Genomic DNA, 16,720 nt, shown 5'->3' on the forward strand with positions numbered 1-16,720 from the left:
TCATTAATTGATCCACTTTACGTAATCAAGAGAGGGCATCATGAACAGTCACCATCAATTTGTACGCCATTACATTCGCTATGGTTTAATTGCCACAGTTTTGATCACCACAGTTTTGATCACCACAATCATAAGTTGCGCATTAATACTGTCGACTAAAGCCAGTGCCAATAACCCCAAAAATAATTTAATCACTCCGGACGCAACAAATATAGGTCCCATTGAAACCATTACCGTGACATATCGTAATGCATTCGATTATGCCCTATATCAACAAACCACGGAAATATTGCTCAGCTTTAATCGCGATTTAAGCCAAAGTAATCTCGTTCAAGTCCAGCAACAAAGTCGCCAAATGGCCGCAGAATTTGGTTTTTACTCCGCTCAATCCATCACGTTTAACGCCAACGATAAATCATTACAATTTTCAAGGCTATTACAAAGTTTAGATTCAAATGAGTGAAACTTGCACTAGTGCTAGCCAGACCGCCTGACAACAGGTAAAATGTCGCGCTATTTTTACTGTGATTTACTGGCGAGCACTGATGAGTAAAAAACTTCATATTAAAACCTGGGGCTGTCAAATGAATGAGTATGACTCATCAAAGATGGCCGATTTATTAGACGACTATCAAGGATATACCTTGACCGAGGACGCAAGCGAAGCAGATGTTCTGCTGCTTAATACTTGCTCTATTCGTGAAAAAGCACAGGAGAAGGTATTCCATCAGCTAGGGCGTTGGAAATCTTTAAAAGATAAAAATCCTAATTTAATTATTGGGGTCGGCGGTTGCGTTGCCTCGCAAGAAGGTAAAGCAATTAAAGATCGCGCTCAATGCGTTGATATTATCTTTGGTCCACAAACATTGCATCGTTTACCTGAGATGATTGAACAAATTCAACGTGGCGAAAAAGCCGTGATTGATATCAGTTTCCCAGAAATTGAGAAGTTCGATCGTCTTCCTGAGCCTCGCGCTGACGGTCCAACCGCGTTCGTGTCAATTATGGAAGGTTGCAGTAAGTACTGTTCTTTCTGCGTGGTACCTTATACCCGTGGTGAAGAAGTCAGCCGTCCGTTAGATGACGTTATTCTTGAAGTGGCTCAATTAGCCGCCCAAGGTGTACGTGAAGTCAATTTATTAGGTCAAAACGTTAACGCATATCGCGGTGCAACTCATGATGATGAGATATGTACCTTTGCGGAATTATTGCGCCTAGTGGCCTCAATTGATGGTATCGACCGTCTACGTTTTACCACTAGCCACCCAATTGAATTCACCCAAGACATTATCGATGTGTATGAAGACACGCCTGAATTGGTGAGCTTCCTGCATTTACCGGTGCAATCGGGTTCTGATCGTATTTTGACCCAAATGAAACGCGGTCACATGGCAATTGAATACAAGTCGATTATTCGTCGCTTGCGTAAAGCTCGTCCTGATATTCAAATCAGTTCAGACTTTATTATTGGTTTCCCTGGCGAATCTAAACAAGATTTCGCTGATACCATGAAACTGATTGAAGATGTTGGTTTTGACCACAGCTTTAGCTTTATCTACAGCGCTCGCCCAGGCACGCCTGCGGCAGATTTGCCTGATGATGTTAGCGACGAAGAAAAGAAGCAGCGTTTAGCTATTTTACAAGAGCGCATTACGCAACAAGCAATGCGTTATAGCCGTCATATGTTAGGCTCAGTTCAACGTATTTTAGTAGAAGGTCCATCGGTAAAGAATCCAATGGAACTTCGCGGTCGTACTGAAAACAGTCGAGTCGTTAACTTTGAAGCCGCCCACACTCATATCGGCAGTTTCGTTGATGTGAAAATTGTTGATGTTTATACCAACTCATTACGCGGCGAATTTGTCCGTGGTGAAGATGAAATGGATTTACGTCGCAGTTTACAACCAGCTGATATTATGGCTAAACACAAGCAAGATGACGCATTAGGTGTGACCCACTTTAAGCCGTAATTCATGTTTGTTGCTTAAGATGATATTAAAGGCGGCTTGTCCGCCTTTAATTTTGCCTAAAATTAGTCATATTATGGTAATTCGATACAGAGACTCGTAAACTGTCATTATTACTAAATGGCATATATTTTGTTGTCCAATACCAAAACCTGGAGCCTTATTTGACCACTAAAGTCACTACCATGAATTTGTATCTAGAACCTTCAGATACTCGCCGCCTCGTGTCATTATGTGGCCCATTTGATGACAACATCAAACAGCTAGAGCGCCGATTAGGTGTTGAGATTGTTCATAAAGATAACCACTTCACTATTGTTGGACTGCCACGTAATGCGCTCAATGCCAATAACTTGCTGCGTCAGTTATACATTGAAACCCAAACCGTAAAAGGCAGCACGCCAGACTTAGAACCTGAAGTAGTGCATTTAGCCATTCAAGAAGCCATTAACCTTGAAGCACAGCAAGACTCCGACGACAGTAGCATCCATATAAAAACTAAGCGTGGTGTGATTAAGCCTCGTACACCAAATCAAAGTGTGTACATGCATAATATCACTCGTCACGACATCAGCTTTGGTATTGGCCCTGCTGGTACAGGTAAAACTTACCTTGCTGTTGCAGCGGCGGTTGATGCGTATGAGCGACAAGAAGTGCGTCGTATTCTATTAACTCGTCCTGCGGTTGAAGCCGGCGAGAAACTCGGTTTTTTACCGGGCGATTTAAGCCAAAAAGTCGATCCATATTTACGCCCACTTTATGATGCCTTATTTGAGATGATGGGTTTTGAGAAGGTTGAAAAACTGATTGAACGCGGCGTAATTGAAGTCGCCCCGCTCGCTTACATGCGCGGCCGGACTCTCAATGATGCTTTCATTATTTTAGATGAAGCCCAAAACACCACAGTTGAACAAATGAAAATGTTCTTAACCCGTATTGGGTTTAATTCTCGTGCGGTGATCACTGGCGACATTACTCAAATTGATTTACCTCGTAGCCAAAAATCAGGCCTACGTCACGCCATTGAGGTGCTCAGTGAAGTATCTGAGATCAGCTTTAATTTCTTTATTGCCCAAGATGTGGTCCGCCACCCTGTTGTTGCTCGTATCGTTGAAGCGTATGAAGCATTCGAGCAACAAGAGCAAATCCAAAAAACCATCAAAGAACAAGCTTATCGTGAACGTGAGCAGAAACGTCAGCTAATAGATAAAGAGGAAAGTGCTCAATGAGCCAGCAAGGGATATCATTAGATCTCGACCTGCAAATTGCAGTCGATAATCCACATTTACCGACTCAAGCTGAGTTTGAAACTTGGGTTCGAACGGCTATTGGCCAAACAATGCCAGTAGTCGAGTTAACCATTCGTATTGTTGATATTGCCGAGAGTCAGCAGCTCAATTCAACTTATCGCGGTAAAGACAAACCAACTAACGTATTGTCATTTCCATTTGAAGCGCCGCCTGAAGTTGAATTGCCATTATTGGGTGACCTCGTTATCTGTGCACCAGTGGTGGAACAAGAAGCAATTGAGCAAAATAAACCGCTAATCGCACACTGGGCACACATGGTCATACACGGTAGCTTGCATTTGCTGGGTTATGACCATATTATCGACGAAGAAGCCGATGAGATGGAGTCATTAGAGACCCAACTTGTTGAAGGCTTAGGTTTTGACAATCCCTATAAGGAAGCATAAATAAACAAGGTATATCTTATAGATAACCCTGTTTAGGTAAATATTATGAGTGACGATATCCCCCCGAGTACAAACGCCCACAAGAAGAGCTGGTTCGATAAAATTAACCAATTATTTCAGGGCGAACCTCAAAATCGCGAAGATTTAGTTGATGTCATCGCCGGTGCAGAAATGCGTGACCTCATCACCGAAGATACTCGCGAAATGATTAAAGGTGTATTAGAGGTTTCCGACCTTCGTGTGCGCGACATCATGATCCCAAGATCGCAAATTGTTACCATTCAAATAGACTCGACCGTCGATGAGTTTTTAGAAATCGTCATGGATTCAGGTCACTCTCGCTTCCCTGTTGTTAATGAAGACAAAGATCATATTGAAGGCATTTTACTGGCTAAAGATTTGATCAAATACGGATTTAAACAATCTGATGAATCTTTTACTCTTGCCCAAGTGATTAGACCTGCCGTGGTCGTTCCTGAAAGTAAAAGAGTCGATGTACTGCTCAAAGAATTCCGCTCGCAACGCTACCATATGGCGATTGTTGTCGATGAATATGGTGGAGTGTCAGGCCTAGTCACTATTGAAGATATTCTCGAAGAAATTGTCGGGGAAATTGAAGATGAATTTGACCATAATTCAGTTGAAGATACCGAAATCAAAAAACTCAGTAACACGGTGTTCATGGTAAAAGCGCTGACTGAAATTGAAGATTTCAACGATGCCTGTGGTACCAACTTCAGTGATGAAGAGTTCGATACTGTCGGTGGTATGGTGTCGCATGCATTTGGCCATTTACCAGAACGTAATGAAAGCATTATCATCAACAATATCGAGTTCAAAGTCATTAACGCAGATAACCGCCGCTTGGTGCAACTTCGTGTTAAACTCCCTGACCCTAATATTAGTGAAGAATTCGACGACTAAATCGTGCTAAAAACTCAACCTTTACACTCTTCTTTGAGTATTGTTCGTCTGGTGACGGCATTTATTGCTGGCGCCAGTACGGCACTTTCGTTTGCGCCTTATGAAATTTGGGCCATATTTCCTTTAGCATTGAGTTTTGCCCTATGGCAGAGTCATACATTAACCGCCAAACAAAGTTTGTATTACTGGCTTAGTTTCGGTTTTGGCTGCTTTGCCATTGGCATTAGTTGGGTGCATGTCAGTATTGATACCTTTGGTGGCATGCCCATTGTTGTGTCGATAACCTTAATGGCTTTACTGGCACTGTATCTGGCAATTTATCCCGCAATAACAGGATACTTGCTCAGCAAGTTATCACGCACAGCTAAGCACTCCTTAAATCCTTACTTTACCTATCTAGGATTATTCCCAGCATTATGGGTGCTAACTGAATGGTTAAGAGGATGGGTACTGACAGGTTTCCCTTGGATTTGGGCTGGCTACAGCCAAACATTAGGGCCTCTTAGTGAATTTGCCAGCTTTATTGGTGCGTTAGGACTGAGCTTTGTGGTGGCTTTAGTTGCAGGCTCACTGATGCTGTTAACACAAAAGCGAGTATTCCCAGTGTTAATCATATTACCTATCTTGGCATTAAGCGCTTGGGCGGCACCGCAACTCAACCCAATATCAGCCAGTGGTAAAACAGTTAAAGTGGCATTAGTGCAGGGTAATATTCCCCAAAGTATGAAGTGGGAGCCAGATGCATTGTGGCCAACCATGCTTAAATACATGGATCTAACCCGTGAGCAATTTGATGATGCCTCTAGTGTCGATATCGTTATTTGGCCAGAAGCTGCCATTCCTGCACCAGAAGCCATGGTGGAAGACTTTTTATTGAATGCCAATCAAGTCGCCAATATGAATAACATTGCGATTATTACAGGCATTATTAGCCACCAGCAAAATGATTTTTATAACTCATTAATCGTATTAGGTAATCACCATCAGAAACAGCAACAAAGTGCTGACTATATTGCCGGTGGCACCAACGAGTTTAAGAAACATCATTTACTGCCAATTGGTGAGTTCGTGCCATTAGGGGATTTATTACGCCCTATTGCACCGTTTTTTAATTTACCAATGTCATCATTCCAACGTGGTGACTACACTCAACCTAATTTAATTGCACTGGGTTATCATGTAGCGCCGGCGATTTGTTATGAAATTGCCTTTCCAGAGCAAGTAAGAGCAAGCGTTACAAATGAAACAGATATGCTACTCACCGTATCAAACGACGCTTGGTTTGGCGCATCTAACGGGCCATTACAACACATGGAAATAGCCCAAATGCGTGCCATTGAAATGGGTAAACCTCTTCTGCGTGGTACCAATAATGGCATTACTGCAGTCGTTGATCCGCATGGACGAATTACCGATGCTATCCCGCAGTTTGAAACTGGGGTGTTAGTAACCAATATTGCACTTTATCAAGGTGAAACTTGGTTTAGAAAAATAGGTCAATTCCCCTTACTCATACTGTGCGGTTTATTAGTGTTATTTGGTGTCAGAAACGTCTTACGTAAATAACAGGACAATTTGATGTCACAATCGATTCGACTCCAAACACAGGTTCTCTCAAAAGGATTTACCTTAATAGAGTTGATTGTGGTCATCATTATTTTAGGCATTCTAGCGCTGGTTGCAGCACCTAAGTTTATTGGCTTGAGTACCGAAGCGAGACAGCGCACCCTATCGGGCCTCATGGGCAGCATTAAAACAGCCAATACTCTGGTGTATGCCCGTTCAAAAATGACGAGCTTACGAGTGCAAGCCGTCACAAACCGCGATGACTTAATCGATATTGATATCGACAACGACGGAGTATTTGAAACTCGGTTGAAATGGGGCTATTTAGACAACACGGACATCGAAAAATGGATCGTTGTGGATGACGCTTTTACCATTCAATATCAAGGAATTGCTATTACTTATATCGGATATGATAAAGATGATAATGGCCAGGTCATCAATGACAATTGTTACTTTTCTTACACTCAAGCCGCAGATGCAAATACAGCACCCCAATATCAAACTGTAGTCAGTGGTTGCTAATCTACAACCATCTTTAAATGCATTTAGATGTTAAAAATAAGCTATCAATATAAACTAAGCTTCAGCTTGCTTCGTAATGTCTTGGGTAAACAACTATTGGTGAAGATTACGATGCAACTATTTGAAATAAAATTAGCCATATCCCAACAAACTAAACATCCAACGATTATTAGTTATGCCGACTCAAATCATTATTTGCTCGGTGTTAAAGATCTGCTGGGAAATTTTTACAGTGTTCGCAATAAAGCAGGGAAACAGCTGAGTTTCAACTCAATCAAACAAGCTGAAGTGTTATTGAAACAACAAGGCATTCATTATGCCATGCTAGAAATTCAGACAGCGTATGATGAAATGATCGGTAACAGCAGTACGAGTCACTACCATTACCGAGTAGAGTTTTAAGTATTCACTTAGCTGGTTATGGTGTTAACGGCTCCCTTGAAAACTCATTATAATCACATTTTGGGCAGTCGGGGATGACCCCAGGAAAATCGATTTGCATTTGATGACCACATTTATCGCAGGTCAGTTTACCTTGGTTAATAATTTCCCCAGACTTATAAACACCATGATGTTTAAAATCTTGTAAAAGTTCATGCCACTCCACTTGGCTACGATCAGTTATTTCGCTCAACCACTGCCATAATGTATTCTCAATCCCAATAACCATCGGACTAAAACTCAAATTATCGGCATTTTCCTCATTTAAGAAGGCTGCAATGTCACGCTTTAAAAATTCTTCTACTAAAGCGAGCTCTTCTTCATCTGCATGAGATTTTAGTTTTAAATACTCTTTACCCTGGGTCACTGACTTAAACAAACTTTTAGCAGTCAATGAGTTATCTTGCTCAAACGAGGTTTTCACCTGTTCGAATAGTGACTGATATAAGGCTAATAGTGCTGAACTTTTTCCACTCATAAGTAATACTCCTTAATACGCACCTTTTTAATAGATCACTTCTGGTTTATTCTATGCAGTTATAAATCTCGCTGCTGAGCGTTAGATCAAACAATGGGCGGCATGGCCGGAAATAGATTGATGCAAGAGCTATATAATCCCTCAGAAATTGAAGCCTTAGTGCAAAAGCACTGGCACGAACATAAAACCTTTGAAGTTACTGAAGATGAAAGCAAAGAGAAATTCTATTGTCTTTCAATGTTTCCGTATCCTTCAGGTCGTCTTCACATGGGCCACGTCCGTAACTACACAATAGGCGATGTAGTGGCACGATATCAACGTTTGCAAGGTAAAAATGTTTTGCAACCGATTGGTTGGGACTCATTTGGTCTGCCTGCAGAAAATGCCGCGATCAATAATAAGACCTCCCCGGCACCGTGGACATACGAAAATATCGACTACATGAAGAACCAACTTAAGCTATTAGGCTTTGGTTATGACTGGAGTCGTGAAATCGCTACCTGTACCCCTGAGTACTATCGTTGGGAACAATGGTTCTTCACTCAGTTGTATGCCAAAGGTTTAGTGTACAAAAAAACCTCATCAGTAAACTGGTGTCCAAACGATGAAACCGTACTCGCAAACGAGCAAGTACAAGATGGTTGCTGCTGGCGCTGTGATACTGAAGTGATTCAGAAAGAAATTCCTCAGTGGTTTATTAAAATCACCGATTACGCTGAAGAATTACTTAACGACATCGACACGTTAGATGGCTGGCCTGAGCAGGTTAAATCCATGCAACGCAACTGGATTGGCCGCAGTGAAGGTATTGAAATGACCTTTGCCGTTGCTGACAGTGATGCCTCGTTTGACATCTACACCACTCGCCCAGATACCTTAATGGGCGTGACTTATGTAGCTATTGCAGCAGGTCATCCTTTAGCTGAACAGTCTGCATTGAATAACCCTGAGTTAGCCGCATTTTTAGAAGAATGTAAAAATGCTGATACCACTGAAGCTGCGATGGCTTCGATGGAGAAAAAAGGCGTAGCAACCGGTTTACAAGCTATTCATCCTATTAGTGGCAAGTTAGTACCTATTTGGGTAGCTAACTTTGTATTGATGAATTACGGCACGGGTGCGGTAATGTCGGTACCTGCTCATGATCAACGCGATTATGAATTTGCGCTTAAATATAAGCTTGCGATTGAAGCGGTCATTAAGCCAGTAGATGGCGAAGTAGACGTCAGCAAAGAAGCCTACACCGAAAAAGGTATCGTATTTAATTCTGGAGACACTTTCCCAGAGCTTGACGGTTTAGACTTTCAAGCGGCTTTTGAAGCCATTGATGCTCGATTAACTGCAGAAGGCAAAGGCAAGCGTCAAGTAAACTACCGTTTACGTGACTGGGGTGTATCTCGTCAGCGTTACTGGGGTGCTCCTATCCCAATGGTGACCCTCGCAGATGGTACTGTTGTGCCAACGCCTGAAGATCAACTGCCAGTTATTTTGCCAGAAGATGTGGTGATGGACGGTATTCAAAGTCCGATCAAAGCTGATAAAGCTTGGGCAGAAACCACAGTCAATGGTCAGCCTGCAATGCGCGAAACAGATACCTTTGATACCTTTATGGAATCATCGTGGTATTACGCCCGTTACTGTAGCCCTCACGCAGACGAAATGTTAGATCCTGCTAAAGCTAACTACTGGTTACCAGTAGATCAGTACATTGGCGGTATCGAACACGCTTGTATGCATTTATTGTATTTCCGCTTTTTCCATAAGTTGCTACGTGATGCTGGCTTAGTCAACAGTGATGAGCCCGCAAAGCAATTACTGACTCAAGGCATGGTATTAGCAGATGCTTATTACTACACCAACGAAAAAGGTGCCCGAGTTTGGGTATCACCTTTAGAAGTGACTGTGGTAGAAAAAGACGACAAAGGCCGCATTATTAAAGCGATAGACAATCAAGGTCATGAACTGGTTTACACTGGTATGAGTAAGATGTCTAAATCGAAAAATAACGGTATCGATCCACAAGTTATGGTTGAAAAGTACGGTGCTGATACCGTACGTTTATTCATGATGTTTGCCTCGCCACCAGAATTAACCCTGGAATGGCAAGAGTCTGGCGTTGAAGGAGCACATCGCTTCATTAAACGTTTCTGGAAATTGGCTAGCGATCATGTTGCAGCAGGTAAAACTGACCCATTAGATACCAGCAAATTAAATGCCGATCAAAAAGCATTGCGTCGTGAATTACATAAGACCATTGCCAAAGTCAGCGATGACATTGCACGTCGTCAAATGTTTAACACCGCTGTAGCCTCAGTAATGGAACTAATGAACCATTTACTGAAAGCCTCACAAGAAACGGCTCAAGATCGAGCATTACTTGCTGAAGCTTTGTCTGCAGTAACGCGTTTGCTTTACCCTATTGTTCCGCATATGACGTTTACGTTATGGAATGAGCTAGGTAACGAAGGTGATATTGAAGATAGCCGTTGGCCTGAAGTCGATGAGTCTGCGTTAGTCGAAGACAGCAAGCTCATTGTGGTACAAGTAAACGGAAAGGTTCGCGCAAAAATTACTGTTGCTGCTGATGCATCAAAAGAAGATGTAGAAGCATTAGGCATGAGTGATGAGCACGTACAAAAACACACTGAAGGGTTAACGGTTCGTAAAGTCATTTACGTGCCCGGCAAACTATTAAGTATTGTTGCTAACTAAGTTGTCTTAATGAGGAGGCTCGTCAGCCTCCGAAATTAGGGTGATAACGTTAACGCTTCAGTGTTATAACTTACCGCGGGTTACACCGCGGTAAGTTATTTATTTAACCATGCAAATAAACAAGGATGCCTCCCCTCACTATGCTAGCCAAAAAAATCTGTTTAGCCATAATGACATTGGTGCTACTGACCACTGCAGGATGCGGCTTCAAACTCCAACGCAGTTATTCCATTCCAGCTGAATTAGCCGAATTACATTTGAGTAGCAGCGATGAATACAGTGAGTTAACTCGCTTAGTTCGTGACAGATTACGGATCAACCGTATAAGCCTTGTCGATGCAGCAGAAAAAACACCGACATTACGGTTAATTAACGACTCACTGGAACGTGCCACATTGTCACTTTATCCCACTGGAAATGTCGCAGAATATGAGCTGATCTACTTAGTGCATTATTCGGTCACTTTACCAGGACAAGAGCCACAAGATTTTGATACTGAAATCCGTCGAGATTATCAAGACGATCCTCGTACTGCATTAGCAAAAAGCCGTGAAATGGAGTTGTTGGTTAAAGAAATGCGCGTACAGGCAGCCGATTATATTATCCAAACTCTGGCGTCAATCGGGGCAGAGTAATGCGGGTTTATCCTGATCAACTCAAACAACATCTCAAACCACTACCTCAATGTTTTTTACTGTTTGGTGATGACCCATGGTTAATCGAAAACAGTAAACAATTGATCCTCAACGCCGCTAAAAAACAAGGCTTTGAAGAGCGTGTACAGTTAAGCCAAGAAACCGGTTTTAACTGGGGAGATTTAGTCCAAGAATGGCAAGCAATGAGCTTATTTTCCAGTAGGCGGATTATTGAGTTAACCCTGCCGCAAGGCAAACCTGGCATGGAAGGCGCTGCAGCATTTCAAACGCTGTTGCAACACCCTAATCCTGATATGTTATTGATTATTCAAGGCCCCAAAGCCAGTGCAGAGCAAACCAATAGCAAATGGTTTAAATCACTCGATGCCAAAGGTATATACCTACCCTGCACCACGCCTGAAGGTAAACAGTTTGAACGCTGGTTAGACAGTCGTATTTCTCATTATGAACTCACAGTTCACCATGATGCCAAAGCCATGTTGTTTACCCTATTTGAAGGTAACTTATTGGCGGCTGAACAAGCGATGCAATTGTTACAACTGCTCAGCCCTAAGCAAAATATTGCCCCAGAACAACTCAGTGAATATTTCGAAGACCAATCTCGTTTCAGTGTGTTTCAACTCTGTGATGCCATTCTAGGTAACCATCAAAAACATGCACAGCACATGCTGGCTCAATTGCAGGCTGAAGGCACTGCTATGCCCATTTTAATGTGGGCTTTATTCAAAGAGATAAATTTGCTGCTCACCTTGAAACTGGCCGTTCATAATGGCGAGCAACTCAGTAAACTGTGGGGCCAGCACCGGATTTGGGATAAGCGTAAACCGCTTTATCAAGCAGCAATAACGCGATTAGATTTAGATCATATCGAACATATGCTCGCGTTTGCGTCTAAATTAGAATTAAATCTCAAACAAAAAGGGCTTGAAGATTGGATTGGTCTCAGCCATCTTTGCATTTTATTTGATCCACGAGCACATAACCGTTTAGCTCATATTGAATTAACAGACTGAGACAAAAAGTAAGGACAGCGAATGCGTATCGGTATTTTGGGTGGCACGTTCGACCCTATCCATCTAGGACATATCAATCCTGCACTAGATGTAAAACAGCAACTTCATTTAGACCAGATTTGGCTAATGCCCAATCATATACCCCCACATAAAAATACTACCGTAGTCAGTACTCATCACCGGCTTGAAATGGTGAAGTTAGTTTGCCAGCAGTACCCAGAATTTAAGCTATGTGATATCGAAATCAATCGCGACACCCCCTCTTACAGTGTCACTACGCTCACATTACTCACCCAACAATATCCTGATGATGAATTCTTTTTCATTATGGGCATGGACTCATTTGTTCAATTACCATTGTGGTATCAATGGCAATCATTGTTTAATCTGTGCCATATTGCGTTGTGTCAACGCCCTGGTTGGGCAATGGACACCCACAGCGAAATGACCAAGCAATTATTATTCAGACAAGCAACCGTAGACTATCTTGACTTGCCTTCCCATGCGAAAAATGGAAGAATATTCAGCATCAACAGCCAGTTAGTTGATATATCCTCAACTGAAATACGTCAGCAATTAGCTCAAAATATTGATATCAGCACGGTTTTACCCCAAACAACAACTGAATACATTCATCAACATCAGCTCTATCGCTAACACTGCAAACCGCACAGCAGTTAACTCAATTTTTATGATTATGGGTTAACTCGGCATCGGACACAAAATTAAATCTATCGCTGTTTAGCCATGCTTAATTGCGCATCAACAGTGAATTTGAGTATAATACTCCGTTAATTTTTACTTATGAGGTACTTCGAGTGCAAGGCACCGAACTAAAAGATTTCGTTATCGACAAAGTCGATGATTTAAAAGCAAAAAATATTACTGTTATAGATGTATCTAAACGGTCAACCATTACCGACACTATGATCATTTGTACTGGTACATCAAAAACACACGTTCGATCTATTGGTGAGCACGTAATCGTGTCAGCAAAAAATGCTGGCGTGCAACCTCTTGGGGTCGAAGGTCGTGACAGCAGTGAATGGGTATTAGTTGATTTAGGCTCAGTGATTTTGCATGTGATGCAAGAACAAACTCGTGATTACTACGAGCTTGAAAAACTTTGGTCTGAACACAGCGTCTAATGAAGTTACAGCTTATTGCCGTTGGCACCAAAATGCCCGATTGGGTAACCCGAGGCTTCGAAGAATACCAACGCCGTTTCCCTAGAGATATGGCTTTGGAACTCATCGAAATCCCAGCAGGGAAACGCGGGAAAAATGCTGATATCGCCCGAATTTTACATAAGGAAGGCGAATTAATGCTAGCGGCAGTAGCAAAAGGTAACCACATTGTCAGCCTAGATTTACCCGGTAAAAACTGGACAACACCAGAACTTGCCGAGCAAATGACAAAGTGGCAACTCGATGGTAGAGATGTCAGCTTACTTATTGGTGGCCCAGAAGGACTTTCACCTGCTTGTAAAGAGGCGGCTAACCAAAGCTGGTGTTTATCTGCCCTGACCTTACCTCACCCTTTGGTTAGGGTTATTGTGGCAGAAAGCCTATATCGAGCTTGGAGCGTCAATAACAATCATCCGTATCACAGAGAATAAACTCAGTCGCATGAATAACTAAGCTTATCGATAATGATTATCATGCAACTCTTTTTTTCATGTTCATCAGCTGATACTGTGACCTTCTATAATTCAACCTTCCATTTGGTAAAGACGGGGATAGCATAAGTGTCGCCAAATAAGCGCATTACCATGCATGATCACGCCGCAGAGGCCGCGCTATTTAAACGCCGTGCATTATTCACTTTTATTTGCGTATTCTTTCTACTCTGCATCTTATTTTCGAATCTTTATCATCTTCAAGTTGTCTCTTACAAAGACTATGAAACTCGTTCAAATGATAACCGTATCCGTGTGGTTCCTACTCCGCCTAGCAGAGGGTTAATTTATGACCGTCATGGCGTACTATTAGCCGAAAACCAACCTTATTATTCTTTAGAACTTATTCCAGAAAAAGTCGATGACATTACCGCGACTTTGGACGAGCTTAATACCTTCATTGAACTCTCAGAAGATGAGCGCGAAAGCATCACTGAAACCTTAAAGTTTCATCGCCGGTTTAAGCCGTTAACCATTAAAAGTAAATTAACCGACGAACAAGTCGCCATCTTTAGTGTTAATCAATATAAATTTCCTGGTATTTATGTTGAAGCAGGTCTTAAGCGTCATTATCCCTTTAATGCGCTAATGACTCATGTATTGGGTTATGTCGGCAAAATTAATAGCCGAGATAAAGCCTTACTTGAAAAAAGCAGTCAGTGGAAAAACTATGCTGCAACCAAAGATATTGGTAAGCAAGGTATTGAAAAATTTTATGAAAGTTTACTTCATGGTACCCCTGGTCACCTCGAAGAAGAGGTCAATAATCGTGGCAGAGTGATCCGCACGCTTAAAGTGACTCCGCCAACACCAGGACAAGATATCTATCTCACGTTAGATCTCAAACTACAGCAGAAGGCCATGGAGCTTTTAGATGGCCGCAAAGGCTCCGTTGTGGCTATAGATCCTAGAGATGGCGGTGTTTTAGCCATGATTTCAAGCCCATCATATGACCCAAACCCCTTTGTTCACGGCATTAGTTCTAAAGCTTATAATGAGCTGTTAAACGATAAGTCGCGGCCATTAATAAATCGTTCAACCCAAGGGCAATACTCTCCTGCGTCAACCATCAAACCGCATGTGGCATTACTTGGGTTAGAAGAAAAAATCATTAGCGAACGCACGCGGATTTGGGATCCAGGCTATTGGCAAATGCCAGGCGTCGATCGCAAATGGGGCGACTGGAAAAAATGGGGCCATGGCTGGGTAGATATCTATCATGCCATTGTCGACTCTTGTGATATTTTCTTTTATGACCTCGTCTATAAAGTTGGCATCGATAGAATGGCCATATTTATGGATCGCTTTGGTTTTGGCAAAAGTACTGGCATTGATATTTTTGAAGAATCAGATGGCGTAATGCCATCTCGAGACTGGAAAAGAATGCGTTACAACCAACCTTGGTATAACGGCGATACCATTTCGGTCGGTATTGGCCAAGGATATTGGACCACTACTCCTCTACAGCTTGCTAATGCGGTGACTATCATGGCAAATAAAGGCAAGCGCTTTACGCCTCATCTATTAAAATCATTTAAAAATAGTACCGTTAAAATTGATTCGCCGATTGATGAGCAAGTACCAATAGAGCTTAAAGACCCTCGTAATTGGGACATCATCAATGAAGCTATGCGCCAAACTGCTGATAAATCTCGCTTTACCGATGCCACCTATACTGCAGCAATGAAAACGGGGACTGCACAGGTATTTAGCGTAGCTAAAGATCAAAAATATAATGCCAACACTATCGCAGAACACTTACGCGATAATGCATTAGTTGTTGCTTACGCTCCTTACGAAAACCCTCGTATTGTTTTGGCTGTGGTATTAGAAAACGCCGGCTGGGGTGGCGCCAATGCTGGCCCGCTAGCTCGAGCCTTGCTCGATGAGTATATTTTACGAGACGAATGGGCGGTAAAACCGTGAATAATCATGCATATCAAAAATCGTTTTGGCAAAAAATACACTTAGATGTGCCATTACTCATCGGCATCGTTATCTTAATGAGCTTTGGCCTTTTTGTGATTTATTCTGCCAGTGGCGAAGACCCTGCGATGATGGAGCGTCAACTGGTGCGTATGGCGTTGTCGTTAGGCGTGATGTTTTGCTTTGCACAAATCAATCCTGAAATACTCAGGCGTTGGGCTTTGCCTATTTATCTTGCTGGGGTAGCGTTACTCATCGGTGTTGAACTGTTCGGCACCATTAATAAAGGTGCCCAGCGCTGGCTAAACTTAGGATTTATGGAATTCCAACCATCGGAACTCATCAAACTAGCCTTCCCCATCACCATGGCGTGGTATATCAGTAAGTTCCCGCTGCCACCCAAAAAGCGATATCTGGCCGGTGGCGTTATTATTCTACTTATTCCAACATTACTCATTGCTAAACAACCTGACTTAGGCACCTCTATTTTGGTCGCAGCTTCTGGAGTATTTGTGTTGTTTTTATCTGGCATGAGCTGGCTAATTGTCGGCGGTTTTGTTACTGCGATTTTGATCTTTTTACCCGTATTGTGGTTTTTCTTGATGCACGATTATCAGCGTACTCGAGTATTAACCTTGTTTAATCCAGAACAAGATCCTCTCGGCGCGGGTTATCATATTATCCAATCGAAAATTGCCATTGGTTCTGGTGGACTTTGGGGTAAAGGTTGGCTTGATGGGACTCAATCACAATTAGAGTTTTTACCTGAGCGACATACCGACTTTATCTTTGCAGTGATCGGAGAAGAGTTCGGATTAATTGGCAGTTTAGTGTTACTGGCAATGTATTTATTTGTCATTGGCAGGGGTCTGGTTATCGCTTCACGAGCACAGACCAGTTTTGCACGCTTATTGGCCGGAAGTATCACCCTAACGTTTTTTGTCTATGTTTTTGTTAACATCGGCATGGTATCAGGCATTCTACCTGTGGTTGGTGTACCTTTACCGCTAATCAGTTATGGTGGAACCTCAATGCTGACCTTAATGACAGGTTTTGGTATTTTAATGAGTATTCACACCCACAGACGATTTGTCGATAGATAGGATTAACGTTAACCATGACAAAAATAACCGTTCAA

The 16,720-nt window shown here is 42.3% G+C and carries 17 protein-coding genes; 16 read left to right on the plus strand and 1 reads right to left on the minus strand.

The window, feature by feature from the left end; genetic code table 11:
• The first annotated feature begins 40 nt into the window (after positions 1-40).
• The 8 genes from GUY17_RS16615 (at position 41) to GUY17_RS16650 (ending at position 7,080) form a co-directional block, all read left to right on the plus strand.
• Positions 41-463, plus strand: coding sequence for a hypothetical protein (locus tag GUY17_RS16615; protein WP_162023777.1), 423 nt, complete (start codon positions 41-43; stop codon positions 461-463).
• A gap of 82 nt (positions 464-545) precedes the next feature.
• Complete coding sequence (miaB, locus tag GUY17_RS16620; protein ID WP_101088708.1) at positions 546-1,970, plus strand: tRNA (N6-isopentenyl adenosine(37)-C2)-methylthiotransferase MiaB; 1,425 nt, start codon at positions 546-548, stop codon at positions 1,968-1,970.
• A gap of 161 nt (positions 1,971-2,131) precedes the next feature.
• Positions 2,132-3,196: a PhoH family protein gene (locus GUY17_RS16625; protein WP_162023778.1), complete on the plus strand. Its 1,065-nt coding sequence runs from the start codon at positions 2,132-2,134 to the stop codon at positions 3,194-3,196.
• Positions 3,193-3,663, plus strand: a complete 471-nt coding sequence (ybeY, locus tag GUY17_RS16630; RefSeq protein WP_101088706.1) for an rRNA maturation RNase YbeY — start codon at positions 3,193-3,195, stop codon at positions 3,661-3,663. Before GUY17_RS16625 ends, ybeY begins: the two co-directional genes overlap by 4 nt.
• A gap of 45 nt (positions 3,664-3,708) precedes the next feature.
• The gene (gene corC / locus GUY17_RS16635; RefSeq protein ID WP_101088705.1) at positions 3,709-4,587 is read left to right on the plus strand and encodes a CNNM family magnesium/cobalt transport protein CorC; all 879 of its coding nucleotides are present in this window, start codon (positions 3,709-3,711) and stop codon (positions 4,585-4,587) included.
• A gap of 3 nt (positions 4,588-4,590) precedes the next feature.
• The gene (gene lnt / locus GUY17_RS16640; RefSeq protein WP_101088704.1) at positions 4,591-6,153 is read left to right on the plus strand and encodes an apolipoprotein N-acyltransferase; all 1,563 of its coding nucleotides are present in this window, start codon (positions 4,591-4,593) and stop codon (positions 6,151-6,153) included.
• Between the two features lie 12 nt (positions 6,154-6,165).
• The gene (locus GUY17_RS16645) at positions 6,166-6,678 is read left to right on the plus strand and encodes a prepilin-type N-terminal cleavage/methylation domain-containing protein (protein WP_101088703.1); all 513 of its coding nucleotides are present in this window, start codon (positions 6,166-6,168) and stop codon (positions 6,676-6,678) included.
• A gap of 111 nt (positions 6,679-6,789) precedes the next feature.
• On the plus strand, positions 6,790-7,080 hold the full coding sequence (locus tag GUY17_RS16650; protein WP_174839650.1) for a DUF6482 family protein: 291 nt from the start codon (positions 6,790-6,792) through the stop codon (positions 7,078-7,080).
• 16 nt (positions 7,081-7,096) lie between these two features.
• On the opposite strand, the gene GUY17_RS16655 is transcribed toward GUY17_RS16650, so the two are convergent.
• Positions 7,097-7,597 carry a zinc ribbon-containing protein gene (locus GUY17_RS16655; protein WP_101088702.1) on the minus strand — a complete coding sequence of 167 codons (501 nt, stop codon included), beginning with the start codon at positions 7,595-7,597 and terminating at the stop codon, positions 7,097-7,099.
• Between the two features lie 120 nt (positions 7,598-7,717).
• Between GUY17_RS16655 and leuS the strand changes: the two genes are divergently transcribed.
• The 8 genes from leuS to rodA all read left to right on the plus strand — a co-directional run bounded on the left by leuS (position 7,718) and on the right by rodA (position 16,685).
• A complete protein-coding gene (gene leuS, locus GUY17_RS16660; RefSeq protein ID WP_101088859.1) occupies positions 7,718-10,309 on the plus strand; it encodes a leucine--tRNA ligase in 2,592 nt (863 codons plus the stop codon).
• A 140-nt stretch (positions 10,310-10,449) separates the two neighbouring features.
• The gene (lptE, locus tag GUY17_RS16665; protein WP_059744816.1) at positions 10,450-10,944 is read left to right on the plus strand and encodes an LPS assembly lipoprotein LptE; all 495 of its coding nucleotides are present in this window, start codon (positions 10,450-10,452) and stop codon (positions 10,942-10,944) included.
• Positions 10,944-11,978 carry a DNA polymerase III subunit delta gene (gene holA, locus GUY17_RS16670; protein ID WP_162023779.1) on the plus strand — a complete coding sequence of 345 codons (1,035 nt, stop codon included), beginning with the start codon at positions 10,944-10,946 and terminating at the stop codon, positions 11,976-11,978. Before lptE ends, holA begins: the two co-directional genes overlap by 1 nt.
• 21 nt (positions 11,979-11,999) lie before the next feature.
• Positions 12,000-12,635 (plus strand): nicotinate-nucleotide adenylyltransferase, encoded by a 636-nt coding sequence (gene nadD / locus GUY17_RS16675; RefSeq protein ID WP_162023780.1) that lies wholly within the window; start codon positions 12,000-12,002, stop codon positions 12,633-12,635.
• Positions 12,636-12,796: 161 nt separating this feature from the next.
• Positions 12,797-13,126, plus strand: a complete 330-nt coding sequence (gene rsfS / locus GUY17_RS16680; RefSeq protein WP_011636184.1) for a ribosome silencing factor — start codon at positions 12,797-12,799, stop codon at positions 13,124-13,126.
• A complete protein-coding gene (gene rlmH / locus GUY17_RS16685; RefSeq protein WP_101088699.1) occupies positions 13,126-13,596 on the plus strand; it encodes a 23S rRNA (pseudouridine(1915)-N(3))-methyltransferase RlmH in 471 nt (156 codons plus the stop codon). The genes rsfS and rlmH overlap by 1 nt, the downstream gene beginning before the upstream one ends.
• Before the next feature lie 129 nt (positions 13,597-13,725).
• Positions 13,726-15,582 (plus strand): penicillin-binding protein 2, encoded by a 1,857-nt coding sequence (gene mrdA / locus GUY17_RS16690; protein ID WP_101088698.1) that lies wholly within the window; start codon positions 13,726-13,728, stop codon positions 15,580-15,582.
• Positions 15,579-16,685 (plus strand): rod shape-determining protein RodA, encoded by a 1,107-nt coding sequence (gene rodA, locus GUY17_RS16695; protein ID WP_041413366.1) that lies wholly within the window; start codon positions 15,579-15,581, stop codon positions 16,683-16,685. The genes mrdA and rodA overlap by 4 nt, the downstream gene beginning before the upstream one ends.
• Positions 16,686-16,720: the final 35 nt, after the last annotated feature.

This window comes from Shewanella sp. Arc9-LZ, from assembly GCF_010092445.1.
In the GTDB taxonomy this organism is placed as follows: domain Bacteria; phylum Pseudomonadota; class Gammaproteobacteria; order Enterobacterales; family Shewanellaceae; genus Shewanella.